Origin of the sequence: Mesorhizobium sp. Mes31, assembly GCF_024519675.1 — a bacterium.
Classification (GTDB): Bacteria; Pseudomonadota; Alphaproteobacteria; order Rhizobiales; family Rhizobiaceae; genus Mesorhizobium.
In genome coordinates, this window is sequence record NZ_JALJRL010000004.1 from 60432 (window position 1) to 86396 (window position 25965).

Sequence of the window (25965 nt, forward strand, 5' to 3'; positions counted from 1 at the left end):
CGGGCGGACTGGAGGACGAAGCCCGCCCGGAGCGCTTGCGGTCTCGGGCCGTGGCGTTGCGAACCACGACCCGGTCAGACCGGGAGGATCAGTTTGTGCCCTTGCCGCCGCACTTGCCGGTGGCGACATTGAAGTTGCCGCAGGACAGAGGCGCGCGCCAATCGGAGATCAGGTCCTTGGAGTCGGGCAGGTAGTCGGACCACTCGTCGCCCATCACCAGACCCGGCGTGCGCGAAACCGTCTCGAACTGGCCATCGGCCTGGATTTCACCGATCAGCACCGGCTTGGTGATGTGGTGGTTCGGCATCATCGTCGAGTAGCCGCCGGTCAGGTTCGGCACCGAGACGCCGATCATGGCGTCGATGACCTTGTCCGGATCGGTGGTGCCGGCCTTCTCGACCGCCTTCACCCACATGTTGAAGCCGATATAGTGGGCTTCCATCGGGTCGTTGGTGGTGCGCTTGTCGTTCTTGATGAACTTGTGCCAGTCGGCGATGAACTTCTTGTTCTCAGGCGTGTCGACGCTCTCGAAGTAGTTCCAGGCGGCGAGATGGCCAACCAGCGGCGCGGTGTCGAGACCGGCAAGCTCTTCCTCGCCAACCGAGAAGGCCATGACCGGAATGTCCTCGGCCTTGATGCCCTGGTTGCCGAGTTCCTTGTAGAACGGCACGTTGGCGTCGCCGTTGACGGTCGAGACGACGGCGGTCTTCTTGCCGGCCGAGCCGAATTTCTTGATGGCCGAAACTTCGGTCTGCCAGTCGGAGAAGCCGAACGGCGTGTAGTTGACCATGATGTCTTCCGCAGCGACGCCCTTGGCCTTCAGATAGGCCTCGAGGATCTTGTTGGTGGTGCGCGGATAGACGTAGTCGGTGCCTTCGAGCACCCAGCGCTTCACCGAACCACCGTCCTCGCTCATCAGATAGTCGACCGCCGGGATTGCCTGCTGGTTCGGCGCGGCACCCGTGTAGAACACGTTGCGCTCGCTTTCCTCGCCCTCATACTGGACGGGATAGAACAGGATGTTGTCGAGCTCGGAGAACACCGGCAGCACCGATTTGCGCGACACCGAGGTCCAGCAGCCGAACACCGCCGCGACCTTGTCCTTGGAGATCAGCTCGCGCGCCTTCTCGGCGAACAGCGGCCAGTTGGAAGCAGGGTCGACGACGACGGCTTCGAGCTTCTTGCCGAGCAGTCCGCCCTTGGCGTTCTGCTCGTCGATGAGCATCAGCATGGCGTCCTTCAGCGTCGTCTCCGAAATCGCCATGGTCCCCGACAGCGAATGGAGAATGCCGACCTTGATCGTGTCGTCGGCCGCCTTGGCGGGCACGGACATCAACAGGCCTGCCGCGACCACGCTCGCCGAAAACATTTTTGTAATTGTCGAGAAATTACCCCTCATGCCTAACACTCCCAAGCTGGTTGATTGCACCGCAACACTACGATGCAACCCCCATGCCAATCGCCAAGGCTGTGTCGACGAAGGGATGATAGTTAAACATTATCAATCGCTTGCTATATTAGACCAATGGAAACAAAGAAAGCCGGTTAAAAATTGATTGAGAGAAATTTGCGCAACGCACAAGGCTTTTGCCTAATTTTCGCCCAATTTGACCAGGTGCCTAGATTTTGATCGTCACACGAAGGGTCGCCGACAACAAATGTTGCGGCACAGCGCAAAAATAGGGCAAGCTCGCCACTCAAGCGAGCACGTCATGGCATCCAGAATTTCACGCATTTTCATCGGCATATTGCTTCTGGCGGCAGCGACCGGCACTGCACGAGCCGACTTCAGCGATGGCAAGATGCCGGATGGCACCTATCATTGCGAGGTCTACCTGCTCGGCCTGTTCCTCAATCTCGGCGACATCACCATCAAGGGAAACGTCTACAGCGGCCCGGTCACCTTTGGGACCGCCCAGCAGGCTTACAATTATCAGATGGATGCAAACGGCGTGATCTCCTGGCTGGGACCGTTGGGCGGCTACACCACCGGCGGCAACTCGATCTCGCTGACCCAGGCGACGCTTGACGGCGAGACCACGCCCTCCTTCGACATCATCATGAAGCAACCCGACGGCGCCTTCACCGCCTCGACCTGCACCAAGAACTGAGATGCCCGTCGAAAAAGGCGCGGAACCTTGTTGGGTTCCGCGCCAGCAGGCAGTCGGGAGGATGCGCTCAGATGGTCTTGGCCGACATCTGCGCGGCGATGTAGTCGGCCTGTCGGATCGCCAGCGACACGATCGTCAAGGTCGGGTTTTCGGCGGCACCCGTGGTGAACTGGCTGCCGTCCGACACGAACAGGTTCTTGATGTCGTGCGCCTGGCCATGCTTGTTGACGACGCCGTCGGCCGCTTTCTCGCTCATCCGGTTGGTGCCGAGATTGTGGGTCGACGGATAGGGCGGCGTCGGGAAGGTGCGCGTGGCGCCGACCGCGGCGTAAAGCGCCGAGGCCTGCTTGTAGGCGTGGTTGCGCATCGCGGTGTCGTTCGGATGATCGTCGAAATGCACGTCGGCGATCGGCATGCCATGCTCGTCCTTCATGTCGGCATGCAGCGTGATGCGGTTCTCCGCGCGCGGCATGTCCTCACCGACGATCCACAGGCCTGCCATGTGGTCGTAATGGTCGAGCGCCGTGGTGAACGACCGGCCCCAGCCGCCCGGATCGAGGAAGGCCGCCATGAACGGCAAGCCGAGCGAAAGCGTCTCGAACTCGTAGCCGCCGACGAACCCGCGCGACGGATCATGGCGCGCCTCGTCGCGGATGATGCCGGCCATGGTGGTGCCGCGATACATGTGTACCGGCTTGTCGAAGATGGCATAGACCGAGCCGGTGGTGTGGCGCATGTAGTTCTTGCCCACCTGCCCCGACGAATTGGCGAGGCCGTGCGGGAACTTGGCTGATTCGGAGTTCAGCAACAGGCGCGGGCTCTCGATGGAGTTGCCGGCAACGGCGACGATGCGGGCCTTCTGTTCCTGCAACTTGCCGTCCTTGTCGGCATAGACGACCCCGGTCACCTTGCCGCTGGCGTCGTGGTTGATCTTGATCACCATGGCGTTCGGCCTGACCTCGAGATGCCCTGTCGCCTCGCCCTTGGGGATCTCGGTGTAGAGCGTCGACCATTTGGCGCCCCATTTGCAGCCCTGGAAGCAGAACCCTGTCTGCTGGCAGGAATTGCGGTCGTCGCGCTGGACCGAGTTTATCGCCATGTTGCCGGTGTGGCATTCCTTGTAGCCGAGCTTGTCGGCGCCAGCCTTCAGCACCTTGAAGTTGTTGTTGCCCGGCAGTCTGGGCCAGTCGTTGGTGCCGGTCACGCCCATCTTGGCTTCGGCCTTGGCGTAGTAGGGCTCCATCTCGGCCAGCGTAATCGGCCAGTCGAGCAGGTTGGCGCCCTTCAGTTTGCCGTAGGTCGACAGCGTCTTGAACTCTTGCTCCTGGAAGCGCAGCGAAGCTCCGGCCCAGTGCGTGGTCGAGCCGCCCACCGACTTGACGATCCAGGCCGGCAGGTTTGGGAAATCCTTGGCCACACGCCAGTCGCCGGACGTGGTGCGTTTGTCCTTCCAGGCGAGTTGGCTGAATGAATCCCACTCGTCATTGATGAAGTCCTCGTATTCGTGGCGTGCGCCAGCCTCCAGGATGACGACATCGACACCCTTCTGGGCAAGTTCGTTGCCGAGCGTGCCGCCGCCGGCGCCCGAGCCGATGATGACGACCACACCGTCGTTTTTGAGATCAAATGATGCTGCCATGGTTTCCTCCCATGATTTTCTGGTTGCGGGGTCTCGGGACGAAGGGGCTCAGAGCCACTCGATGTCGTTGAAACCGCGCGCGATGTAGCCGCCCTTGGAATAGGACTCGCCCTCGTAGCCAAAGATCGGCCATACCTCTTTCTGGTTGTAGAGGCTGACGACGAGGCCGCCACGGATGGCCTGGAAGAAGGGCGTCGCCTCGATCTGCTTCAGCACAGCGACACGCTGATCCTCCCAGCCGAGGCCCCGGTAGCCTCCCTCGCCCGCCTTCTTGTCGAGGTCGGTGATGCCGTCTTCGATCATCGTCTTGTAGGCGGCGTCCTTGCCGGCCTGTTCGTCATGGCCCTTCACGGCAATGGCGTAATATTTGTCGGGGACCTGATCGTGCGGATAGATGTCGCGCGCCATCTGGATCAGCGTCGCCATCGTTTCGGGCTTGAGCGCCGATGTCTCCAGGCCCCAGGCATGTTCGGGGCTGATGACGGCGCTGCCGGAGATGACCAGCAAAGCGCCGATGCCTCCGCGTTTGAGAAGCTCACGACGTGAAAGTCCAGGCTTCCCGTCATAGATTGTGACCATGTATTCCTCCCTGCTTGCTATTTGCACCCCTTGGGGGTGCCGTTGCTGGCGCCGCGCCTCCCGGTGCGGCTGCGATGTCTTCTATTTGAAGCGGCCTCCGCGTTGCAGAACCTCGATCTTGTAGCCGTCCGGATCCTCGATGAAGAAGAAACGGGCGATCAGCGAACCGTCGTGGTTGAACTCGACGATCTTTTTGGGATTGAGGCCAAGCGCGCCGAGACGATCATGTTCGCTGTCGAGATCGGCGACCGAAACCGCGAGGTGGCCGTAGCCGTCGCCGAGCCCATAAGGCTCGGTCCGCCCCTTGTTCACGGTCAGCTCGAGTTCGAACCCTGTCTCGGCATTGCTGAGATAAATGAGCGTGAAAGTCTCGAAGTCCAGCCTGTCGGCGACATCGAGCCCGAAGGCATGTCTGTAGAAGTCGACGGATCGGGTCTCCTCGAGAACCCGGATCATGCTGTGGATCGCCTTTGCCAAATCAGTCTCCGCCGTGGTGAACGGAGGCAATTATGGGCGGCGCGGGCAAAAGATGGTGGCAGCCGGTTACCACGCCCGGACTCGTGAAATGTCCCGCCCGCCCCATCACGGACGAAAGTCCGATTGCCGTATCGGCATTTTTGCCTGAAAGTAGCATTGGGGACGAGCCGTGCGGCAGTGCGGCGCGTCCACCCAAAACCAACAATGATGGGAGGTTTGTCGGATGTGCAGGGTATTTGCGGGCCAGGACCCCGAAGGCTATCGCCAGATCAACCGGTCGATCCGCATTGACGGACATTCGACCAGCATTCAGCTCGAGGCGACATTCTGGGCGCTACTTGACGAGATTGCCGAAAGCCAGGGTCTGACGACGCCGAAATTCATTTCGAAGCTCTATGACGAAGCCATCGAGATCAACGGCGCCATTCCAAACTTCGCGTCGATGCTGCGCACCACCTGTGCCCTTTATCTGCGCGGCCATCGGCCGGGCATGGAGGAACAGATGACGCCGAAACGGCAAGCCGCCTAGCGCTGGACGCGTCATCCGTTCGCACCGCGCCGGCGCAACGGCCCCTGCTTCACATGCCTGATGGCACGACGCTGTTTCTATCGGTCCAGCATGCGGCCGGTGACGACGGGATACTGACAGGGTCCGACGCTGCAGCCAATTTCAGCGACGACCGGCCGCCGAGGCGCCCATCCGCGGCAAAGATTCGACTGGGTTGGCACAACAGCCGACCGAAACCCTGCTCCGCGAAGGTGTTGGCCGGGAGCCTCCGGTATGGAAGGTGACTGCGGCAGCCTCGCTGACCGCGACTTAGCCGGATAAGTGATCCTACCCGCGAGCCTCGGAGCGAGGCCTGTCAGCCATAGATTAGCGCGATCTACAGCAAAGCGAACCCGCACTAACGATTTTGTGATGTGGTTGACGGGACCATTTTCATCTCGCAGTTTATCGACATTCGATGAGTGCGGCTTAAACCTAACTGTATTTGTCATAATTACTTGGGCGTCACTTCCCGAGCGCTTCTGCTTACTTTCAAGGTTCCTAAAATGAGCCATCGCAACCCCATCCGAATGAATCGGCGTCTTTTCCTCTCTTCAGTCGCAATGTTTACGGCGACCGCGACATCGACGGGCTTTGCGCGATCCATCTCGGGATCTCTACCCTGGGCGCCATTCGGGGCCGATCCGCCAACGCAGGTTTTGCCTGAAGGCTGGCAGTTTTTCACGCCACAGGAAGCCGCGCTCGTCGAGGCCATTGTCGACCGCATCATTCCCGCTGATGACCTCAGCATGGGTGGCAAGGAAGCCGGTTGCGCCATCTATATCGACAGGCAATTGATGGGCGCGTTCGGAACATCGAGCCGGCTTTATACTCAAGGACCATTCCTGCCGGGGTTGCCCATGCAAGGTTATCAGGGCGAGGCAAATCCCGCCCAGCGTTACCGCACAGGCCTCGCCGCCATCGACGCTTTCCTGAAACAACGGGATGGCAAGACATTCGTTCAGCTTCAGCCTGCGGACCAGGATGCATTCCTGACAGCGATGGAAGCCGGAAAGGTCGACCTGCCGAATGGTGTCAAAGCCCCCGGCTTCTTCGCGCTTCTGCTGCAGAACACGATGGAAGGGTTCTTTGCCGACCCGGTCTATGGCGGCAACAAGGACATGGTTTCGTGGCGCATGCTCGGTTTTCCGGGTGCGCGCTATGACTACCGGGATCATGTCGGCAAACACAACCAGCCATACCCGCAGCCGCCTGTCTCGATCTTCAGGCGTCCTGAATGGCTCAGGAAAGGCGCCTGACCATGACAACCATACTGCCTCGCAAAGACGTAGTGATCGTCGGCCTCGGCTGGACAGGAGCTATCCTTGCCCACGAATTGACGGATCATGGCCTGGACGTGCTGGCCATCGAGCGCGGTCCATGGCGCGACACGGCAACCGATTTCAACATCGGGTATGTCCAGGATGAATTGCGCTACGGCGTCCGGCGCGACCTCTTTCTGCAGCCGACCGTTGAGACAATGACGGTCCGCAACGACCCGTCGCAGAGGGCGCTGCCGATGCGCGATTTCGGTTCCTTTTTACCCGGCAACGGCGTCGGGGGTGCAGGTGTGCACTGGAACGGCCACACCTGGCGGTTCTGGGATTCGGACTTTCAGATAAGGACCAATCTCACCAGGAAATACGGCGCGTCGAGAATAGCCGATCTCCAGGTCGAGGACTGGGGCGTGACAGGTGCCGAAATGGAACCCTACTACGACCGGTTCGAATACCTGGCCGGGATTTCGGGCAAGGCCGGCAACATCAAGGGGAAGCTGCAGGAAGGCGGCAATCCGTTCGAGGATCCGCGGTCACGGGATTATCCGAACCCGCCGATGGAGATGACCTACGCGCCGACCCTGTTCGCCGAGGTCGGCCGATCGATGGGATTGCACCCGTTCCCCACACCATCCGCCAACATGTCGCGAAACTACGTGAACCCGCTGGGCATCGCCATGGGTCAATGCACCTATTGCGGGTTCTGCGAACGTTTTGGCTGCGCCAATTATTCCAAGTCAAGTGCCCAGACCACCATCCTTCCCGTCCTGATGAAGAAGGCCAATTTCGAGGTCCGGACCGACAGCGAAGTGCTGCATGTCGATCTCGCCGCCGGAGGCAAGTCGGCGCGCGGCGTGACTTATGTCGACACCTCGGGGCAGGAGTACTTCCAGCCCGCCGATCTCGTGCTGCTGTGTGCCTACGGCCTGCACAATGCCAGGCTGATGATGCTGTCGGGTATCGGAAAGATCTACGACCCGACCAGCGGCGAAGGAACGATCGGACGCAACTACTGCTACCAGACCAATGCCGGCGTGCAGGTGTTCTTCGACGACAAGAATTTCAATCCGTTCATCGCGGCTGGGGCGCTCGGCCAGACAATCGACGATTACAATGGTGACGCTTTCGATCATGGGGCACTGGATTTCGTCGGCGGCGCGGGCATCAACTGCATACCCACCAATGGGCGCCCGATCGGGACCAGACCGACCCTGCCCGGCACCCCGAAATGGGGCAGCGCCTGGAAGACGGCGACCGTCGAGGGTTACAAGAGCACGCTTGCCTACTCGTCCCAGGGAAGCAGCTACGCGACGCGCAACAACTATCTCGACCTCGATCCGACCTACAAGGATCGTTTCGGCCGGCCGCTGATGCGCATGACATTCGATTTTCCCGACAACGATATCCGGATGTCGAACTATGTGAGCGACCGGATGGAGGAAATCGCCAAGACGCTGGGAGGCAAGCAATACAGCGTCAGCCGCCGCAAGAAGGGCTGGGATAGTGTCCCCTATCAGAGCACCCACAATACGGGCGGCGCCATCATGGGAACGGACCCGAAGAAAAGCGCGGTCAACACGTTCCTGCAAAGCTGGGATGTTCCCAACGTCTTTGTCGTTGGCGCCTCGGCCTTCCCGCAGAACGCCGGCAAGAACCCGACAGGCACGGTCGGCGCCTTGGCTTTCCGTGCCGCCGATGCCATCCGCAACCAATATCTGCGCAATCCGGGGGCACCGTTGGTGCAAGCATGAACAAGCTCATTCTCACACTCGCCGTTGGCGTTGCGGTGCTCGCTATCGGCCCGGCAGCGGGTGCCGACCAGGCCGACCAGATCACACGCGGACAGTATCAGGCCGTGCTCGGCGACTGCGCGGGTTGTCACACCCAGCCCGGCGGTAAGCCTCTGGCCGGCGGACTGGCGCTCGAGACCCCCTTCGGCACGCTTGTGGCGCCCAACATAACCCCCGACAGTCAGACGGGCATCGGCAATTGGTCGCAGACCGACTTCCGTAACGCCATGAAAATCGGCATCGGCCACGATGGTGTGCGGCTCTATCCCGCCATGCCCTACCCGGCCTATACCAAGATGAACGAGCAGGATATCGCCGACCTGTGGGCCTATCTGACAACCGTTGAGCCGGTTTCGAACAAGGTCGAAGCCAATCAACTGCCATTCCCGTTGAACATTCGGCTGGCGATGGTGGGTTGGAATGCCCTCAACTTCACCGAAGCAACCTTCAGGCCCGATCCATCCAAGCCGGCCGACTGGAATCGCGGAGCCTATATTGTCCAGGGGGCCGGTCACTGCGGCACCTGCCATACGCCCAAATCCTTCCTTGGAGCCGACGAGGATAGTAGTTTCCTGCAGGGTGCATCCTTGCAGGGCTGGTTCGCCCCGGACATCACCAACAGTGCACAATCGGGTCTTGGGAAATGGTCCGAAGAGGATCTGGTCAAATACCTGAAGACCGGCGTCAACGCGCATTCGATCGCATCGGGTCCCATGGCTGAGGCCATCGAGAACTCGACCTCGAAAATGACCGACACAGATCTGAAAGCCGTCGCCGTCTACCTCAAGAGCCTGAACTCGGACGCCGGCAACACCCAGCCCGCAAAGCCTGCCGAAACACGGATGGTCGCGGGCGAAGCAATCTACCGTGACAATTGTTCGGCTTGCCATGGTGGCGATGGTGCCGGATCGGGAGTGCTCTTCCCCGCCCTCGCCGGCAACTCAATCGTCGCACAGGACAATCCTGAAACCCTGGCCCGGCTCGTCCTCGCCGGAAGTCAGGCCGTGCACACGGCGGATGCCCCGACAACGCCTGCCATGCCCTCTTTGGCCTGGCGCCTGAAAGACCAGCAGATCGCCGACGTATTGACCTACGTGCGGGCTAGCTGGGGCAATTCAGCTCCGGAGATCTCATCCGACGACGTGGCAGCCATACGCAAGGAATTGCTGCCGTAAGTCCGCACTCTAGCTCTCTGTGGCGACAGCGAACGCCAGCCGGCTCATATCTGTGAAGAGCGTCTGGCGTTCGGAATAGTCGGTTTGTTCGCCGGTGACGATATTGTCGACCACGGTCAGGATCGACAGCGCCCGGGCGCCGAAATAAGCCGCGATGCGATAAAGCGCGGCGGTTTCCATATCCACGGCCAGAGCTCCGGCTGCCTGCGCTTCGACAAAGCGGACGCGGCCTTCCGGATGATAGAAGATATCGCTGCAAACCGTCAGGCCTGCGTGGGGATCGATGCCAAATTCGGCCGCCTTGGCCAAGGCGCGGGCAAGCAGCGCCGGATCCGGGCCGGCAACGGCTTCGTAAAGGCCGAAAACCTGGCCGCTTTGGGCGCTCTCGGCTCGTGCTGATTGCGAGATGACAAGGCTGCGCAGTTTTGTCTTGGCGGTCAGGCCGCCGCAGGTACCCGTGCGGATCAATGTCCGGGCACCATAGAAATCGAGCAGCTCATGCGCATAGATCAGAAACGATGAGACGCCGATACCCGTCGCCTGAATGCTGACCGGTTTGCCGCGAAACAATCCGGTAAAGCCAAGGGCACCCCGCCGGCGGTTGATGCAGCGCGGCGCTTCCAGGAATGTTTCCGCCATCCACTCGGCACGTTGCGGGTCGCCCGGCAGCAACACCGTACCGGCATAGTCGCCCTTGTCTGCCTCGATATGTGGCGTCAACCGCTGCTCCCCCAGCCCGCTTGCCGTTTCACCCACAATCATGGCGTTGTCACGGCATTACGCAAGGGCAGAGCATCGGAAGCAGCTAGGATTCCAGCACGTCCTTGACGATCGTCGCCAGTTGCTTGAGCGAAAACGGCTTCGGCAGGAAGCCGAAATGCGCGTCTGCCGGCAGGTTTCTGGCGAAGGCGTCCTCGGCATAGCCGGACACGAAGACGAACTTGATATCCGGCTGGCGCTTGCGCAGTTCACCGAGCAGCGTCGGCCCGTCCATCTCCGGCATCACCACGTCGGACACGACGATGTCGACCTTGCCGCCCAGCGCCTCGAACACTTCCAGCGCCTCGACGCCGGAGGATGCCTCGTGCACGGTATAGCCGCGCGACACCAACGCCCGCATGCCGCCCATGCGCACGGCGTCCTCGTCCTCGACGAGCAGCACCGTGGCGGAGCCTGACAGATCCTTGGCCGTATCGACAACCTTCGCCGGCACCGCCGGCACATCGCCGGTCTCGCCCGCCTTCTTCACTTCCGCGATGTGGCGCGGCAGGAAGATGCGGAAAGTCGACCCTTTGCCGACCTCGGAATCGCAGAAGATGAAGCCGCCGGTCTGCTTGATGATGCCGTAGACCATCGACAGGCCAAGGCCGGTGCCCTTGCCGACTTCCTTGGTGGTGAAGAAGGGCTCGAAGATCTTCTTCAGCACGTCGGGCGCGATGCCGCTGCCGGTATCCTCGACTTCGACCACGACATAGTCGGCAGCAGTGAGTTCGCGGTAGGAAAAGGCCTTGCATTCCTCGGCGGTCACATTGCGGGTGCGCACGGTGAGATCGCCGCCGGCCGGCATCGCGTCGCGGGCGTTGACCGCAAGGTTGACCACCACCTGTTCAAACTGCCCGATATCGACCTTGACCGGCCACAGGTCGCGGCCATGGTCGACCTTCAGCTTGATGTCATTGCCGACAAGACGGGCCAGCAACATCCTGAGGTCGGCGAGCACGTCGGTCAGGTTGAGCACCTCGGGCCGCAGCGTCTGCTTGCGCGAGAACGCCAGCAGTTGCCGCACCAGCGAGGCTGCGCGGTTGGCGTTCTGCTTGATGTTCATGATATCGGGGAAGGAAGGGTCCGACGGGCGGTGGTTGGTCAACAGCAGGTCCGAGGCCATGATGATGGCGGTCAGCACATTGTTGAAGTCGTGCGCGATGCCGCCGGCAAGCTGGCCGACCGCCTGCATCTTCTGGCTCTGCGCCATCTGGCCTTCGAGTGCCTTCTGCTCCGTGGTCTCGACGGCGTAGACGATGGCCGACTCCTCGGCGCCCTCGCCGCCGGTCCCGTCGGCGACCGCGTTGACGTAGAAACGGATGTGCCGTTCATCATTGCCGGGCAACAAGGTGTCGATCGGCTCGATGTCGGCCTGTCGCTGCCGCGCCTTTTCGAAAGCGGAGGCAAAAGCCGGCCGGTCGCGTTCGTGGATCACCGTGTCCAGCCGCACGCGGCGATCGACCGCGTCCCCATCGACGACGGAGGAAAACAGTGACAGGAACGGCGCGTTGGTGCGCAGGATGCGACCGCTCTTGTCGACGGCGGCAATGGCCATCGGCGTCGAATTGAAGAAACGGGTGAAGCGGACCTCGGAGGCGCGAAGATCGGCGGAAGCATCCTCGCCCTGCGTGCGGTTGAGCACGATCGTACGCGTCGGGCCGTTGACGCCTTCGCGGCTGGCTGAAACGCGGTGCATGAAGCGTACCGGCAGCGCCTCGCCTTTCGTTGTCGTCAGATCGAGATCGAGGACTGCGTTGCGCGTGGTGCCCGGGTCAGCCTTGACCGAACGGACCAGTGCCATGCCATCGCCGGCTACGATCTCCGGCAAGGTGACGGAGCCGGGCGTGAAACTGGTGAGGTCGATACCCAGCCATTCGGCAAGCGTGGCATTGATGTAGGTGACACGGCCATCCTGGTCGGCCGAAAAGAAGCCGGCCGGCGCGTGGTCGAGGTGATCGATCGCCTTCTGCAAGTCGAGGAAGAAGCGCTCCTGCTCGGCCCGCTCCTGCGAAATGTCGGCAAGTTGCCAGGCTAGCATCGGCAGCCGCTGACCCGGCACGCTGAAGGTGCGGGCGCGGGCCCGGTACCAGCGGGCGCCTGGCTCGGCGCCTGGCCGAATGGACTGCGCGAGCCGAAATTCGCCATCACCCGGCTGGCCGTCGCGCAGGCCGGACGCCAATCGATAAATCGTCACCGAGGCTTCGGGAACATCCGAGAGCAAACCCTCGACCGTCTTCAGGTCGGCCGCCGACGACGCTCCGGTCATGTCGGCATAAGATCGATTGGCGTAGACGACACGGCCCTTGGTATCCGTCACCAGAAGGCCCTGCGACATCGAATCAACGAATGCCTTCGACAGTTCGTCGCCGGTCGAGCGTGGCGTGACCTGCACGAAGCCGATCGCCGTGGCGAACAGGAAGCCGACACCGATCATTGCCAGGACGCCGAGCATGCCGAGCAGGAAAGGATCACCGAGGCGCTCGCGGAAGAGGCCGAAGATGATCGCAGCGCCTGTCAGAACGACGATGAAAATGATAAGCCGGGTGACCGCGCCCGGTCGCGTGTTCTGGTCGACGATCGGTACCGGATAGAAATCGCCGCGCGCTTCCTTGGCCATGTGCCCCCTGCTCGTGAATTCCGGTGTCCGACACCCGCCCCTAGCGGGTTGAATCACATTCTCCTAGTCCGGAAAAGGCCTGGGCGGCAAATGTCAGATAAAAATGATGTTCTTCGGCCTTTGGAGTTTTCAAGCTGTTCACGAGCATGAATGGCAACTTGCGGTAGCCAGTCGCTACGGTCTAGAGTCGCGCCACTTCCAAAGTCCAAAGGCGATCAGGGGAAACCAATGCAATGGCTGGATAGCGTGGCGGGCCCCGGTTATGCCGCGGCACTGCTGTGGACTTTTGCAGCTCTTATTCTGCTGGTCATCGTTCTCGTCATCATCAGGCTCGTGCGCAACCTGACCTTCGGAACCTTTGTCGCCGGCGGCAGGAACCGCAAGACGCGGCTGGCCGTGATGGACGCGACCGCCGTCGACAGTCATCGCCGCCTGGTGCTGGTGCGCCGGGATGACATCGAACATCTGATTCTGATTGGCGGCCCGACCGATGTCGTCGTCGAACGCGATATCCGGCTTTCGGCGCCGCGCCGTCCAGCGCTGACCGGAGATGGCGGCTTGCAGCCGGTCCAGGCCACCGCCGCCCCGGCCGCGCGGCCGCGTGCGCCTCAACCCGCTCCACCGCCGCCAAGGCAGGCTCCCGCTCCGCAGCCGGTGACCACGGCGGCGCCTGCCCGTCCACGGCCGGCCGCGCCGGCTCCAGCGCCAGCCTCGAAACCGGTGACCCAAGGCTACCAGCCGACCAACGTCACGCCGTTGCCGGCCTATGGGTCAGCGAACGCCAATGTCATTCGGCACGCGCCGCCGCCGCCAATACAGGACAGCATCGACGATACGTTGATGAAGGAGCTCGAAGTGTCGCTCGACCAGCCCCGTTCGGGCGGCCCGGTGGGCAAACCGGCGGCAAAGGCACCGCCGTCGCTCGACGATGAAATGACCAAGCTTCTGGGCGAACTCGCCAGCCACAAGAGATAATCAGGTCCTGAGCCGCCGCCCGCCGGCGGGAATTGGACTGGTCGGGGCCATGGGCTTGTTGCACTGGATGCGTGGCGCGCCGGTGAGAATGGCCGGAAAGCCAGCCATTCCAACATCAACATCGCCGCAAACTGGTCGCTGCCCTTTCGGGCGACGCGTCAGTCGTCGCGATAGACTTTTTCGCGGCGCTCGTGGCGCTCCTGCGCTTCGATCGACAACGTCGCGATAGGACGCGCATCGAGCCGCTTCAACGCGATCGGTTCGCCGGTCTCCTCGCAATAGCCATAGGTGCCTTCGTCGATGCGCTGCAAGGCGGAATCGATCTTTGCAATGAGCTTGCGTTGACGGTCGCGGGCCCTGAGCTCGATGGCGCGATCGGTTTCCGAAGAGGCGCGGTCGGCGAGATCGGGGTGGTTGGCGTTTTCCTGCTGCAGGATTTCGAGAGTTTCGCGCGCTTCGCGCAATATGTCATTCTTCCAAGTGACGAGCTTCAGGCGGAAGTAGGATTTCTGCCGTTCGTTCATGAACGGCTCGTCTTCGGAGGGTACGTAATCGGCGGTAACGATGTCGTTCATTCGACTCACCCAAACTGCCCCAAATTTGGGGCCTATATATTCGCCGCCAGACGCCTGCACAAGCGCAATCGGCCGCCGTCTCACGCAATTGTTAATGTCAGGTAGCGGGGCATCAGCGGCGTCCTTTCGGAGATCGACGCGAGCAAATTCACACGTGATTCGTTATGCTTGATGGGAAAGGGCCATTGTGCGCCCGGCCTTTCTCATGGCTAATCCGGCAACGTCTTGTGCTTCGCTACGCGACACCAACGGGGGTTCGGTGAGCAGACTTTATCTGTTGAGACATGCCAAGGCCGGCTGGGCACTCCCCGGCGTGCGCGATTTCGATCGTCCGCTCGATGCATCCGGCCGCGCCGATGCCGAGGCAATGGGCGCAGCCATGCGGGCCAGAGGCTATATTCCGGACCTCACCCTTTGCTCCAATGCGAAACGAGCGCGCGAGACGCTGGAGGGGCTGGCCAACCAGACCGACACCGGCAAGGTCTTGTTCCTCGATATGCTCTACAGTGAAGACGCCGCCGGATACCTGTCGATCATACGAGGCAATGGCGGCTCAGGCTCGTTGCTGGTCATCGGCCACAACCCGATGACGGAAGATCTCGCCTTGGCGGTCTCGGGCGATGGCGACGAGATGGCCCGGGCGATGCTGAGCCACGGTTTCCCGACTTCGGGACTGGCGGTCGTCCGCTTCGATGACGATCTGGCGAAAGCCGCCCAGGGCGCCGGCTATCTCGAGGCCTTCCTGACACCGGCCGATCTCTGATGTCGATCTCCGGCGCCATTTCTCCGGCGCCATTTCAAAGCCGGGTTCCAGAGCCTATATCGGACGGACCGAAGCCCGAAAGATCATATTTTGGCATCATCGCTGACCACCTTCACCGACGAGGCGAGAATTGCACTCGACACGCTGTCGGGCCGCGCCACCGGGCTTTTTTCTCCATCGCTGCGCCTTGGCGTGACGGGATTGTCACGCGCCGGCAAGACGGTCTTCATATCCGCCTTTGTTCACAACCTGATCCATGGTGGGCGCCTGCCGCTGTTCGAGGCGCAGAAGTCCGGGCGCATCGCCCGCGCCTTCCTTGAGCAGCAGCCGGACGATGCCGTGCCGCGCTTCCAGTACGAAGACCATATCGCCGCCTTGGTCAACGACCGTGCCTGGCCTGACTCGACACGCGCCATTTCGGAGCTGCGGCTGACCATCGAATATGAATCGGCCTCCGGCTGGAGCCGCATGTTCTCCTCCGGCAAACTGTCGGTCGATATCGTCGACTATCCAGGTGAATGGCTGCTCGACCTGCCGCTGCTGGGCAAATCCTTCGCCGACTTTTCGCGCGAGGCGCTCGAACTGGCCGCTCTGCCGGTGCGCGAGGACCTGTCCCGGGCCTGGCGGGCGATCTCAGCCGAAGTCGACCCGAACGCCGACGCCGACGAGATGACCGCGCGCCGCCTGGCCGAAAGCTTCGCCGCCTACCTGAAAGCGTGCAAGCTCGACGAGCGGGCGCTTTCGACCTTGCCGCCTGGTCGCTTCCTGATGCCTGGCGATCTCGAAGGCTCTCCGGCGCTGACCTTCGCGCCCCTGGCCGATGTCGGCGACAGGCGCCCGCGCCCCGGGTCGCTGCACGCCATGATGGAAAGGCGCTACGAGGCCTACAAGACCCATGTCGTCAAACCCTTCTTCCGCGAACACATCGCACGTCTCGATCGCCAGATCGTGCTGATCGACGCCATGCAGGCACTGAACGCCGGCCCTGGCGCCATGGCCGACCTGGAGCGCGCGGTGACCGAGATCCTCAGCTGTTTCCGTCCTGGGCGAGGCAGCTTCCTCACCGACCTGTTTTCGCGGCGCATCGACCGCATTCTGGTTGCCGCGACAAAGGCCGATCACCTGCACCACGAAAGCCATGACCGTCTGCAGGCGATCGTACGGCGGCTGGCCGATCGCGCCGTGGCGCGTGCGAATTTCACCGGCGCCGATGTCGACGTGGTCGCCATGGCGGCCGTGCGCGCGACGCGCGAGGGCACCGTCAAGCAAGGCCGAGAGACGCTTCCCGTCATCATCGGCACCCCGATCGCCGGCGAGAAGATCAACGGCGAAACGTTTGATGGAAAGACGGAAACGGCGATATTTCCCGGTGACTTACCGGAGAACATTGATGCCGTGTTCGATGTTTCGGGACCCGACCACAGGCAGGACTCCGCCGATCCGACAATCCGCTTCGTCCGCTTCCGCCCGCCAAAGCTCGAACGCACGGCCGAAGGCGTTACGCTGTCGCTACCGCATATCCGGCTCGACCGCGCCTTGCAGTTCCTGATTGGAGATCATCTGGCATGACCGCGCCTCGCAAGCCGGCTGCATTCCGCATCGAGCCGGAAGCCGTATCAAGACCGGAACCCGTATCAGGACAGGAGGCGCCGGAGGCGCGCCGAGCCCGGGCCGAGACCCAACGGAAACCCCGCGCGATGAAGGCCGACACCGCGCTGGTCATACCGGCACAGGTCGACGTCTTCGACGAGCCCGACATTGTCGCCGCCGAACCGCCACCGGCGATCGCCCCCAGAAAACGCTCGCTGCTCGGCAGCATCTTCTTCGGCGCGTTTGGGGTGCTGGTTTCGCTGGCCGTCGGCCTGTGGACCGATCAGTTGATACGCGACTTGTTCGCGCGCGCCGAATGGCTGGGCTGGCTGGCCGCCGGCATGGCGGCAATCGCCGTGCTGGCACTCCTGGTCATCCTGATTCGCGAGTTCCTGGCCATCGCCCGCCTCGCCGAAGTCGAAAAGCTGCAAAAGCGGGCTCTCGATGCGATCGCGCGTGACGATCCCAGGGCGGCACGGTCGGTTGTCGACGAACTGTCGGCCTTTGTGGCGGCCAAACCCGAGACTGCGGCCGGCCGGCGCGCGCTCGCCGAACTGCGCGGCGAGATCATCGACGGCGGCAATCTGGTGCGCCTGGCCGAAGCGGAAATTCTTGGTCCTCTCGATGCCAGGGCAAAGGTGATGATTCTCGAGGCCGCCAAACGCGTCTCGCTGGTGACGGCGGTCAGCCCGCGTGCGCTCGTCGATGTCGCCTATGTCGTGTTCGAGGCCGGGCGCCTGATTCGCCGCCTGTCGGAACTCTATGGCGGGCGGCCAGGAACGCTGGGTTTCTTCCGCCTGGCACGCAGCGTGCTCGCCCATCTGGCGGTCACCGGCTCGATCGCGGTTGGCGACAGTTTTGTCCAGCAGATCGTCGGCCATGGCCTGGCGGCACGCCTTTCGGCAAAGCTTGGCGAGGGTGTCATCAACGGCATGATGACGGCGCGCATCGGCATCGCCGCGATGGAGACGGCAAGACCCCTGCCCTTCAGTGCCGCCAGGCGTCCGGGACTGGGCGATTTCCTGTCCGCGCTGACATCGTTTGCAGCAAAGAAAGACGCTGAAACAACCGAGCCCGGCAAATAGCGCCCGCGCCTTCCGCGCGGCTGCCGGATTGCGGTTTCGAGGCCTGGCAGTGACGAAGCATTAACCAATCTTGTTCATGGTCAGACGGGTTTCAAACAGCCTCTTTGTTGCCGGGTGTCGTCGATGAAAAGCGTAATTCTGTCCAGCGTCCTGCCCTTGGCGGCCGCGATCACCGCAGTCGTCGGTATAGCCTCAGGGGCGTCCGCGGCGGAACCGGACAAGCAGTTCTTCCAGTCGGCCGAAGGCAAGTGGGTCGGGCCGGGCGAAATCGTCGCCGGCAAGTACAAGGGCACGAAATTCAACTGCAGCTTCACCGGCTCGACGCCCGACGGCAAGATGGGCATGACGCTCGACGGTGGCTGCCGGGTCGGCATGTTCACCCAGCAGATGTCGGCCAGGATCGAGCGCAAGGGCCGCGAAGGCTACAGAGGCAGTTTCATGGGCGGCGCGGCCGGTGCCGGTCTCGATATCGTCGGCGGCAATGTGGTCGATGCCCGCAAGGTGGTTTTCACCATCAATCGCAATCAGCTGCGCGGCGTCATGCAGGCGCGCATTCCCGACGACAATTCGATGACGGTGACCGTCGCGGTCCGAGTCTCCGATCAGCTGGTGCCGGTGATCGGCATGAGCCTGAAGCGCGTCGATACGGTCGAAGTCGGCTCCATCGCGCCGAACTGAACAATCATCGCTCGCCTGAAACAGAAAAGGCGGCGACCCAACGGTCACCGCCTCGTTGAAACCGTTTGATTAGGGCACTTAGCCCTTGATCGCGGCCGTCACCTCGTCATAGGCCTTGCAGGCGTCGGCCAACGTCGTGGCGCCCTGATACTTGGTTGTCACCGCCTGGACCTTGGCCGTCAGGTCAGCCGCCTTGGACGGATCCTTGGTGATCGCCTCCTGCAGCGCTGCAGCCATGTCCTGCGCCTTCTTGGTCGCGATCTCGGCCGTGCACTCCGGGGCCTTCGAACAAGCCGAACCAGCAAGCACCGCCAAGCCGACGGCAACAAACAAAAACTTCTTCATGTCAGTCATCTCCTCAAAAAGGGCACGACTTGATCGTCGCTCGCCCTCCAATGGCCGAAGCCAATCGTCCTTAGCCTTCGATTATGGGCACAAGCAACGCGCGTCTGGCGTAAACTTGTGAAACGCGCCTCCAACATTGCCGATGAATCTGCACTGTTCGCGCCCTGCTGAAGCGCCTACCTGTGCCGCTTGGCACATGCCTCCGAAAAGCGGCATCGATTTTTCGCTGGGAGTCATGTGCAAAAACAAAATGCTGCCTTACGAAAATCGGAATCGATTTTCGCAGGGATCATGCGCAAAATTGAAATGCTGCAGCGTCTTTGGGTGTCCGCGAGGACTGTCTTGTACCGCAGCTCCGACTGCATAAGGCTGCGGTCCTCAAACAAGCGGAATGGCGGGCATGGCGGTAGAAGCATCGAGCAGCGATCTGGTCCAGGTGGTGGCACTGCTTGCTGCCGGCGTTGTCGCCGTTCCCATCTTCAAGCGCATGGGCCTTGGCTCCATTCTTGGCTATCTGGCCGCCGGCGTGGTGATCGGCCCCTTCGGTCTTCGCATCTTTTCCGAATCGGGAGCCATTCTTCATGTCGCCGAGCTCGGCGTGGTGATGTTCCTGTTCATCATCGGGCTGGAAATGCAGCCGTCACGGCTGTGGGGCCTGCGCCGCGAGATCTTTGGCCTCGGCGCACTGCAGGTCGGCGTCTGCGCCGTTTTGCTGACCGGTGTCGGCGTGGCGGGAGGCTTTCCAATCTCGCAATCCTTCGTCGCCGGCGCCGGCTTCGTGCTGACCTCGACGGCAATCGTCATGCAACTGCTCGAGGAGCGCGGCGAAATCGCCGCGCCGAAAGGCCAGCGCATTGTCTCCATCCTGCTGCTCGAGGATCTGGCGATCGTGCCGCTGCTGGCCCTGATTGCGTTCCTGGCGCCTGGCGGTGCCGACACCAGCCTGGCGGAACGCCTGACCGAGATCGGCATCGGCCTTGCAGCGATCGTCGGACTGGTGCTGGCCGGACGCTATCTGCTCAATCCGTTCTTCCGCATCCTCGCGGATGCCCGTGCCCGCGAAGTGATGACGGCGGCGGCACTTCTGGTCGTTCTCGGGTCCGCGCTGGCCATGCAGCTCAGCGGCCTGTCAATGGCGATGGGTGCATTCCTGGCCGGCGTGCTTCTGTCCGAATCGACTTTCCGCCATCAGCTCGAAGCCGACATCGAACCGTTCCGCGGCATCCTGCTCGGCCTGTTCTTCCTTGCGGTCGGCATGTCGCTCGACCTGCATGTGGTGGTCGAGAACTGGCGGCTGGTCGTCATCTATGTCGTCGCCTACATGGTGATGAAGGCACTCGGCATCTACATCGTCGCCCGAATCCTGAAAACCGGCCATCGCGAAGCGCTGGAACGTGCGATCTTCATGGCGCAAGGCGGCGAATTCGCGTTTGTCCTCTATTCCGCCGCCGCCGCGGTCGGCATCATCGACAGTCAGGCCAACGCGACGCTGACCGCGATCGTCATCATCTCCATGGTGCTGACGCCACTGGCGATCGTCGCGCTGCGGTACCTCACGCCGCGCGACGAGCTATCGCTCGACGGGGTCGATGTTGCCGACGGCCTTACCGGAAGCGTGCTGATCATCGGCTTCGGCCGCTTTGGCCAGATCGCCAGCCAGCCGTTGCTGCTGCGCGGCATCGACGTGTCGATCATCGACAACGATGTGGAGATGATCCAGGCGGCGGCCGATTTCGGCTTCAAGGTTTACTATGGCGACGGCACGCGGCTCGATATCCTGCACGCCGCGGGTGCGGGTCGGGCGCGCGCCGTGCTGATCTGCGTCGACAAGCCCGACGCCGCCGTTCGCATCGCGGAGCTCGTCAAGGCAGAGTTTCCCTTGCTTATGGTGCTGGCGCGCGCTTTCGATCGCGGCACCGCGCTGCAGCTCATTCGCGCTGGCGTCGATTATCAACTCCGCGAAACTTTCGAATCGGCACTCGTCTTTGGTGGCTCAGCCCTGGAATCGCTGGGCGTGGATCCGGCAGACGTGGCTGAAACGATCGAAGACGTCAGACGCCGCGACACCGCCCGTTTCGAAACCCAGCTCGCCGAAGGCGTTCGCGCCGGACAGCGCTTCCTGAGGGGCAATATCGGCACGCCGATTCCGACACCGCTGTCCACGCCGCGCCGCCCTGGCCAGGCCCTCAACGAAGAGACCGCCGGCGTGCTGCACAAATCCGAACCCGCGGACTGAACAAGGAACCAGCATGGAATTGGACAGCAGAGCCCTGTCGGTCACCAAATTCTGGCGTGATGCCGGCGAGGATGCATGGTTCGAGAAGAACGAGGCTTTCGATGCCGACTTCCGCAATCGCTTTCTCGACCTGCACCACGCAGCCGCGCGGCGTGAATGCGACGACTGGTCGGCACATGCCGAGGGCTCGCTGGCGCTGATGATCCTGCTCGACCAGTTTCCGCGAAACTGCTTTCGCGGCACCGGTCACATGTACGCGACCGACCCGCTCGCCAGATATTTCGCCGCAAAGGCGATCGCGGCCGGCCACGATCTGGAGCTCGACGACGAAATCCGCGTCTTCCTCTATCTGCCGTATGAGCATTCGGAGCTTCTCGCCGACCAGCACATATCGGTCGACCTGACGCAGGCGAGGGCCGCCCCCTATCTGAAGTACGCTGTCGAGCACCGCGACATCATCCAGAATTTCGGCCGCTTTCCGCACCGAAACAGGATGCTTGGCCGCGAGACCACACCGCAAGAGCAGGCGTTCCTGGATGGCGGCGGATTTTCCGGTTAAAAGGTCCCGCTGTGACCTCGCCCACGCGTCAGACCAGCCACCAATCCCGGCCGGATGGCAATCGCTCGATACCTGAGGTGTCGACGGCAGCCAGCCGGTCCGTGATGCTGCGACCGCCGACGACCAGTCCGGGCGCGATCTCGGCCAGCGGCGCCAGCACGAAGGCGCGCTCCAGCATGCGCGGATGCGGCACTTCCAGTCCGGTCTCGTGAATGACGCGTTCGCCAAACACCAGAATGTCGATATCGATCAGCCGCGGCCCCCAACGCTCCTCGCGCACCCGCTTCAGCTTGCGCTCGGCATCGAGGCAGAGGTCGAGCAAGGCACGCGGCGCAAGCCCGGTGGAAATTTCGGCAGCCGCATTGAGAAAGTCCGGCTGATCCAGCTTGCCCCAGGGCGGCGTGCGGTACAGCGAGGAGACGCCGGTGACACGCGTGTCGCCATCGGCATCCAGCATGCGCAGCGCAGCGCCCATCGACTTCGCCGGGTCGCCGAGATTACCGCCAAGGCTGAGGTAGACCGTGCTATTCGGGCCAGACAACGGTCACCTCGACGTAATCGAGCACGCCGGGCACCGGGGCGTTGGGCTTGCGCACAGTGATCTCGGCTTTTTTGATCTGCGGGAAACGTGCCGTCAGCGCACGGGCCACTTCGAGCGCCAAGGCCTCGATCAGAAAGCGCCGCTGCCCCGTAATGATCTTTTCGATCACCGTGAAGGCGATACCATAGTTGACTGTGTCCTCGATGGAATCCTCGACGAGGGCCCGGCCTGGATCAACCGTGAGAGCGGCATCGACATAGAAGCGCTGACCGAGCCTTTCCTCCTCGTCCAGCACGCCGTGCCGGGCAAAGAAGGCGCAATTCTTCATGCGGATCACATACATTGCTTCAGCAGCCTGCTCGCTCGGTTTCACGCGCCAGCATAGCATCTGCGAGCGCCAGCGCGTCCACGTTGAATGCGACATCATGGACGCGAAACAGATCGGCGCCCTTGAGCCTCAGGATAACGCTGGTGGCCGCCGTCCCAGCAGCTCTGTCGGCCGCGTCGCGGCCGGTGACGGTGCCGATGAAGCGTTTTCGCGACGTGCCGGCCATCAGCGGAAAGCCGAGCGCGTTGAGTTCGGAAAACCGCGCCATCAGGTCGAGATTTTCCTCGGCCGTCTCCTTGGCGAAGCCAAAACCGGCATCAAGCACGATATGGTCGTCGGTGACACCGTGTCGGCGGGCGATCTCCAGCGATTTTCCGAGGAACGCCAACTGGTCGGCGATCACGTCCGGCAACTTCTCGCGATCTCGCCCTGTATGCATGATGACAAGGCCGGCGCCGGTGTCGGCGGCGACACGCGCAATGTCGGGCTCACGCTGCAGTCCCCAGACATCGTTGACGATATGCGCGCCGGCAGCGACGGCAAGCCGGGCGGTGTCCGCGCGATAGGTGTCGACCGAAATAAGCACCTCACTGGCGCTCGCCAGCGCCTCGATCACGGGCAGGATGCGGGCCTGTTCCTCGCGGGCCGATATCGCGGCGGCACCGGGGCGGGTCGATTCTCCGCCGACGTCGATGACCAGCGCCCCTTCCCCCACCATGCGGCGTGCCTGGACCAGCGCCTTTTCGGGCGCATCGAACAGACCACCGTCGGAAAAGCTGTCCGGCGTGACATTGAGGATGCCGACGACCACCGCCTTGCCGCCAAGCTCGAGATGGCGTCCATGCGCCAGTTGCCATCGCCTGGCCGTCATTGCTCAGCAACCATGGGGCTCATCAACCATGTGTGATCCGCAGCGGATCAATTCCGTTGCGCTGGCAACGGCCGTAAAGCAAGGTGGTCGAAGAGGCAACATGATGAAACGATCCATGCTTTGCATGAAACGATCCCTGCTTGGCGCACTGCTGCTTGCCGTGACCCCGCTCCCGGCGGGCGCCGCCAACCTCGTCAAGACATACAGCTATTTTTCCATCAACGGCAGCACGCTCGACGATATCGAGATGCAGCTCTCCAAACGTGGTCCCGAGGTGAAAAGCACGGGGGGGCGCCACCCGGGCGCCACGCAGATGGCGTTCACAACGCGCATCAGCTATGCGCAGACATCGAAGTCCTGCCGGATCGCCGACGCGGTGGTGACCGTCAAGGTGAAGGTGATCCTTCCCGAATGGCGCCGCCCACGCAAGGCGGATGCCGATGTGAGGCTGTTCTGGGACACGTTGTCCGCCGACATCAAGCGCCATGAGGAGCGCCATGTCGAGATTGCCAGGAACCATGGCCGCGAGCTCGAAGACGCCCTGAAAGCAACCTACCCGCAAAGGAATTGCGACGCAGCCAAAGCCAAGGCCGCCCAAATCACCGCGGCGGTGCTCGCCAGGCACGACCAGGATCAATTGCGGTTCGACCGCGTCGAAAGCGTCAATTTCGAAAGTCGCATCCTGCGGCTGCTGCGCTACCGGACGGAGCGCATCGAGAACGGCCGGCTGCCACCACCGGCCTGAGTCCTGGCGATGCGTTGAACGGTGCCGGCGCGAGCCAATTCAGCCGAAGCATGGTGCCAGCTTCGAAAAATTTTCGAGCACCGGTCGAAATCCGCCTATAGGGGACGACATATGTCAGGGTTTCGCGATGCGGACCTCGAAAGATCAATGCGGCTAACGCGGTCAACGCGCTGGGATGGCTGAATGAGGCCGGCCAGCCGCCAGCATACGGATGAGTGGACATGGACCAGACTGTCGGCAAGCAGACGGCGGTGAAGACGGATGCGCCGCTCAGCGAAGGCGAAAAGAACGCCATCATCGGCGGCGTTCTCCTGTCCATGCTGCTGGCCGCCCTCGATCAGACCATCGTCGCGCCGGCGATGCCGACGATGGCGCGCCTGCTTGGCCATGCCGAATATCTGCCCTGGATCGTCACCGGTTATCTGCTGACCGCCACGGCGGTGGCGCCGCTCTATGGCAAGATCTCGGACGTTCATGGTCGCCGGCCGACGATTTATGCAGCGATCCTCATATTCCTTGCCGGATCCCTGGTCAGCGCCATGGCGCCCAACATGCTGGTGCTGATCGTCGGCCGCGCGATCCAGGGCGCCGGCGGCGGCGGCCTGTTCGCGCTGGCGCAGACCGTGATCGGCGACCTCGTACCACCACGAGAGCGTGCCCGTTACACGGCGTGGATCTCCGGCACCTGGGCGGTCGCCAGCATCGCCGGTCCGCTTCTGGGCGGCACCTTCGCCGAACATCTGCACTGGTCCTTGATCTTCTGGATCAACATTCCGCTTGGTCTCGTCGCCATGGCCATGATCAACAAGCCACTGAAGAAGTTGCCGATCGCCGCGAAACATCATCGCATCGATGGCCTCGGCGCGCTGCTGCTCGTCGCGGCCACCGCCTTGCTGCTGCTGGCTTTGAACTGGGGCGGCAGCGAATATCCGTGGCTGTCACGCGAAATCCTCGGGCTGCTCGCTTGCTCGACGGTCATCTGGAGCTTTTTTGCGCTGCGGTTGCTGCGCGCCGCCGAGCCACTGGTCTCGCTCGAAGTGCTTGGCAACCCGATCGTTCTTGCCGGCACGCTCTCGATGTTCCTGCTGCAGGCCGCCAATATCGGCCTGGCGGTCTACCTGCCGGTCTACCTGCAGTCGATCCTCGGGCTGTCGGCCAGCGCATCGGGAACAGCCATGCTCGGGCTCATGCTCGGCACCGTTGCCGGCGCGACGCTGAGCGGCCGCACGATTCAGCGTTTCGTTCACTACAAGCGGATCGCGATGATCGGGGTGACCTTCGCCATCCTGTGCCTCGGCGTGCTCAGCCTGGTGGCCGGACATGCTTCGCTGCTGATCGTCGAGATCCTAACGACCTGCGTCGGCCTGGGCAGCGGGACGACGTTTCCGGTTGCCACAGTGTCGGTCCAGAACGCCGTCGATCAGGCCCATCTGGGCGTCGCCACCGGCGTGTTGACCTTCCTTCGCTCATTGGGCAGCGCGCTTGGCGTCGCCATACTCGGCGCGGTCGCGCTCGGCTACGGCCTGCCGCTGGCCAGCGAAGGCGTGCAGGCGACCGGTGCCGCCGTCGAGACCGCGGCATTCGTCATGATCTTCCTCACGGCGGCGGCAATGCTGTTGATGGCGCTCGTCGCGCTCGGGCTGATGCCGGAAAAGCCGCTGCGCGGCCACCCCGAGGCTCCTGTGCTGGCTGACTAAGAG

25 protein-coding genes are annotated in these 25965 nt (G+C 62.5%); 14 read left to right on the forward strand and 11 right to left on the reverse strand.

Features of this window, described 5'->3' with window-relative positions:
* Positions 1 to 88: 88 nt before the first annotated feature.
* Positions 89 to 1399 (reverse strand): urea ABC transporter substrate-binding protein, encoded by a 1311-nt coding sequence (gene urtA, locus NR193_RS08150; RefSeq protein ID WP_091575025.1) that lies wholly within the window; start codon positions 1397 to 1399, stop codon positions 89 to 91.
* Between the two features lie 313 nt (positions 1400 to 1712).
* Between urtA and NR193_RS08155 the strand changes: the two genes are divergently transcribed.
* Positions 1713 to 2111, forward strand: coding sequence for a hypothetical protein (locus NR193_RS08155; RefSeq protein WP_256750365.1), 399 nt, complete (start codon positions 1713 to 1715; stop codon positions 2109 to 2111).
* Between the two features lie 67 nt (positions 2112 to 2178).
* Here the strand turns inward: NR193_RS08155 and NR193_RS08160 are convergent, their stop codons facing one another.
* The 3 genes from NR193_RS08160 to NR193_RS08170 form a co-directional block, all read right to left on the reverse strand.
* On the reverse strand, positions 2179 to 3750 hold the full coding sequence (locus tag NR193_RS08160) for a GMC family oxidoreductase (RefSeq protein ID WP_256750366.1): 1572 nt from the start codon (positions 3748 to 3750) through the stop codon (positions 2179 to 2181).
* 48 nt (positions 3751 to 3798) lie between these two features.
* Positions 3799 to 4329 carry a gluconate 2-dehydrogenase subunit 3 family protein gene (locus NR193_RS08165; protein ID WP_256750367.1) on the reverse strand — a complete coding sequence of 177 codons (531 nt, stop codon included), beginning with the start codon at positions 4327 to 4329 and terminating at the stop codon, positions 3799 to 3801.
* 81 nt (positions 4330 to 4410) lie between these two features.
* A complete protein-coding gene (locus NR193_RS08170; RefSeq protein WP_256750368.1) occupies positions 4411 to 4806 on the reverse strand; it encodes a VOC family protein in 396 nt (131 codons plus the stop codon).
* A 223-nt stretch (positions 4807 to 5029) separates the two neighbouring features.
* Here NR193_RS08170 and NR193_RS08175 point away from each other — a divergent pair, with 223 nt between their 5' ends.
* The 4 genes from NR193_RS08175 (at position 5030) to NR193_RS08190 (ending at position 9595) form a co-directional block, all read left to right on the forward strand.
* Positions 5030 to 5335, forward strand: coding sequence for a ribbon-helix-helix domain-containing protein (locus NR193_RS08175; protein WP_256750369.1), 306 nt, complete (start codon positions 5030 to 5032; stop codon positions 5333 to 5335).
* A 524-nt stretch (positions 5336 to 5859) separates the two neighbouring features.
* Complete coding sequence (locus tag NR193_RS08180; RefSeq protein ID WP_256750370.1) at positions 5860 to 6612, forward strand: gluconate 2-dehydrogenase subunit 3 family protein; 753 nt, start codon at positions 5860 to 5862, stop codon at positions 6610 to 6612.
* A 2-nt stretch (positions 6613 to 6614) separates the two neighbouring features.
* Complete coding sequence (locus NR193_RS08185) at positions 6615 to 8381, forward strand: GMC family oxidoreductase (RefSeq protein ID WP_256750371.1); 1767 nt, start codon at positions 6615 to 6617, stop codon at positions 8379 to 8381.
* Positions 8378 to 9595, forward strand: coding sequence for a cytochrome c (locus NR193_RS08190; protein ID WP_256750372.1), 1218 nt, complete (start codon positions 8378 to 8380; stop codon positions 9593 to 9595). Before NR193_RS08185 ends, NR193_RS08190 begins: the two co-directional genes overlap by 4 nt.
* Before the next feature lie 9 nt (positions 9596 to 9604).
* Here the strand turns inward: NR193_RS08190 and NR193_RS08195 are convergent, their stop codons facing one another.
* Complete coding sequence (locus NR193_RS08195) at positions 9605 to 10315, reverse strand: DeoD-type purine-nucleoside phosphorylase (RefSeq protein ID WP_256750687.1); 711 nt, start codon at positions 10313 to 10315, stop codon at positions 9605 to 9607.
* 85 nt (positions 10316 to 10400) lie between these two features.
* Positions 10401 to 12974, reverse strand: coding sequence for a cell cycle histidine kinase CckA (cckA, locus tag NR193_RS08200; protein ID WP_256750373.1), 2574 nt, complete (start codon positions 12972 to 12974; stop codon positions 10401 to 10403).
* A gap of 228 nt (positions 12975 to 13202) precedes the next feature.
* Here cckA and NR193_RS08205 point away from each other — a divergent pair, with 228 nt between their 5' ends.
* The gene (locus NR193_RS08205) at positions 13203 to 13949 is read left to right on the forward strand and encodes a flagellar biosynthetic protein FliO (RefSeq protein WP_256750374.1); all 747 of its coding nucleotides are present in this window, start codon (positions 13203 to 13205) and stop codon (positions 13947 to 13949) included.
* Positions 13950 to 14107: 158 nt separating this feature from the next.
* Here NR193_RS08205 and dksA read toward each other — a convergent pair whose 3' ends face one another.
* Positions 14108 to 14524 carry an RNA polymerase-binding protein DksA gene (gene dksA / locus NR193_RS08210; protein ID WP_010909647.1) on the reverse strand — a complete coding sequence of 139 codons (417 nt, stop codon included), beginning with the start codon at positions 14522 to 14524 and terminating at the stop codon, positions 14108 to 14110.
* A 259-nt stretch (positions 14525 to 14783) separates the two neighbouring features.
* Between dksA and NR193_RS08215 the strand changes: the two genes are divergently transcribed.
* The 4 genes from NR193_RS08215 (at position 14784) to NR193_RS08230 (ending at position 18640) form a co-directional block, all read left to right on the forward strand.
* Positions 14784 to 15287 (forward strand): histidine phosphatase family protein, encoded by a 504-nt coding sequence (locus NR193_RS08215; RefSeq protein WP_256750375.1) that lies wholly within the window; start codon positions 14784 to 14786, stop codon positions 15285 to 15287.
* Positions 15288 to 15377: 90 nt separating this feature from the next.
* Entirely contained in the window at positions 15378 to 16856 is a 1479-nt protein-coding gene (locus NR193_RS08220; RefSeq protein ID WP_256750376.1) for a YcjX family protein, read from the forward strand.
* Complete coding sequence (locus NR193_RS08225; RefSeq protein ID WP_256750377.1) at positions 16853 to 17962, forward strand: YcjF family protein; 1110 nt, start codon at positions 16853 to 16855, stop codon at positions 17960 to 17962. Before NR193_RS08220 ends, NR193_RS08225 begins: the two co-directional genes overlap by 4 nt.
* 123 nt (positions 17963 to 18085) lie before the next feature.
* Positions 18086 to 18640 carry a hypothetical protein gene (locus NR193_RS08230; protein ID WP_256750378.1) on the forward strand — a complete coding sequence of 185 codons (555 nt, stop codon included), beginning with the start codon at positions 18086 to 18088 and terminating at the stop codon, positions 18638 to 18640.
* A gap of 78 nt (positions 18641 to 18718) precedes the next feature.
* Here NR193_RS08230 and NR193_RS08235 read toward each other — a convergent pair whose 3' ends face one another.
* On the reverse strand, positions 18719 to 18985 hold the full coding sequence (locus NR193_RS08235; protein ID WP_056582264.1) for a hypothetical protein: 267 nt from the start codon (positions 18983 to 18985) through the stop codon (positions 18719 to 18721).
* A 400-nt stretch (positions 18986 to 19385) separates the two neighbouring features.
* On the opposite strand from NR193_RS08235, the gene NR193_RS08240 reads away from it, so the two are divergent.
* Positions 19386 to 21221 (forward strand): monovalent cation:proton antiporter-2 (CPA2) family protein, encoded by a 1836-nt coding sequence (locus NR193_RS08240; RefSeq protein WP_256750379.1) that lies wholly within the window; start codon positions 19386 to 19388, stop codon positions 21219 to 21221.
* A 13-nt stretch (positions 21222 to 21234) separates the two neighbouring features.
* The gene (locus NR193_RS08245; RefSeq protein ID WP_256750380.1) at positions 21235 to 21780 is read left to right on the forward strand and encodes a DUF924 family protein; all 546 of its coding nucleotides are present in this window, start codon (positions 21235 to 21237) and stop codon (positions 21778 to 21780) included.
* A gap of 28 nt (positions 21781 to 21808) precedes the next feature.
* On the opposite strand, the gene folK is transcribed toward NR193_RS08245, so the two are convergent.
* From folK to folP, 3 genes are read right to left on the reverse strand one after another with little or no spacing between them, the layout of a single operon-like run.
* On the reverse strand, positions 21809 to 22321 hold the full coding sequence (gene folK / locus NR193_RS08250) for a 2-amino-4-hydroxy-6-hydroxymethyldihydropteridine diphosphokinase (protein ID WP_256750381.1): 513 nt from the start codon (positions 22319 to 22321) through the stop codon (positions 21809 to 21811).
* Entirely contained in the window at positions 22305 to 22664 is a 360-nt protein-coding gene (gene folB / locus NR193_RS08255; RefSeq protein WP_091575064.1) for a dihydroneopterin aldolase, read from the reverse strand. Before folB ends, folK begins: the two co-directional genes overlap by 17 nt.
* A 4-nt stretch (positions 22665 to 22668) precedes the next feature.
* Positions 22669 to 23520: a dihydropteroate synthase gene (gene folP, locus NR193_RS08260; RefSeq protein WP_256750382.1), complete on the reverse strand. Its 852-nt coding sequence runs from the start codon at positions 23518 to 23520 to the stop codon at positions 22669 to 22671.
* 124 nt (positions 23521 to 23644) lie between these two features.
* Here folP and NR193_RS08265 point away from each other — a divergent pair, with 124 nt between their 5' ends.
* Together NR193_RS08265 and NR193_RS08270 are read left to right on the forward strand one after the other, a co-directional pair.
* Positions 23645 to 24265, forward strand: coding sequence for a DUF922 domain-containing Zn-dependent protease (locus NR193_RS08265; protein ID WP_256750383.1), 621 nt, complete (start codon positions 23645 to 23647; stop codon positions 24263 to 24265).
* A 221-nt stretch (positions 24266 to 24486) separates the two neighbouring features.
* Positions 24487 to 25962: an MDR family MFS transporter gene (locus tag NR193_RS08270; RefSeq protein ID WP_256750384.1), complete on the forward strand. Its 1476-nt coding sequence runs from the start codon at positions 24487 to 24489 to the stop codon at positions 25960 to 25962.
* The last annotated feature ends 3 nt before the right edge of the window (positions 25963 to 25965 follow it).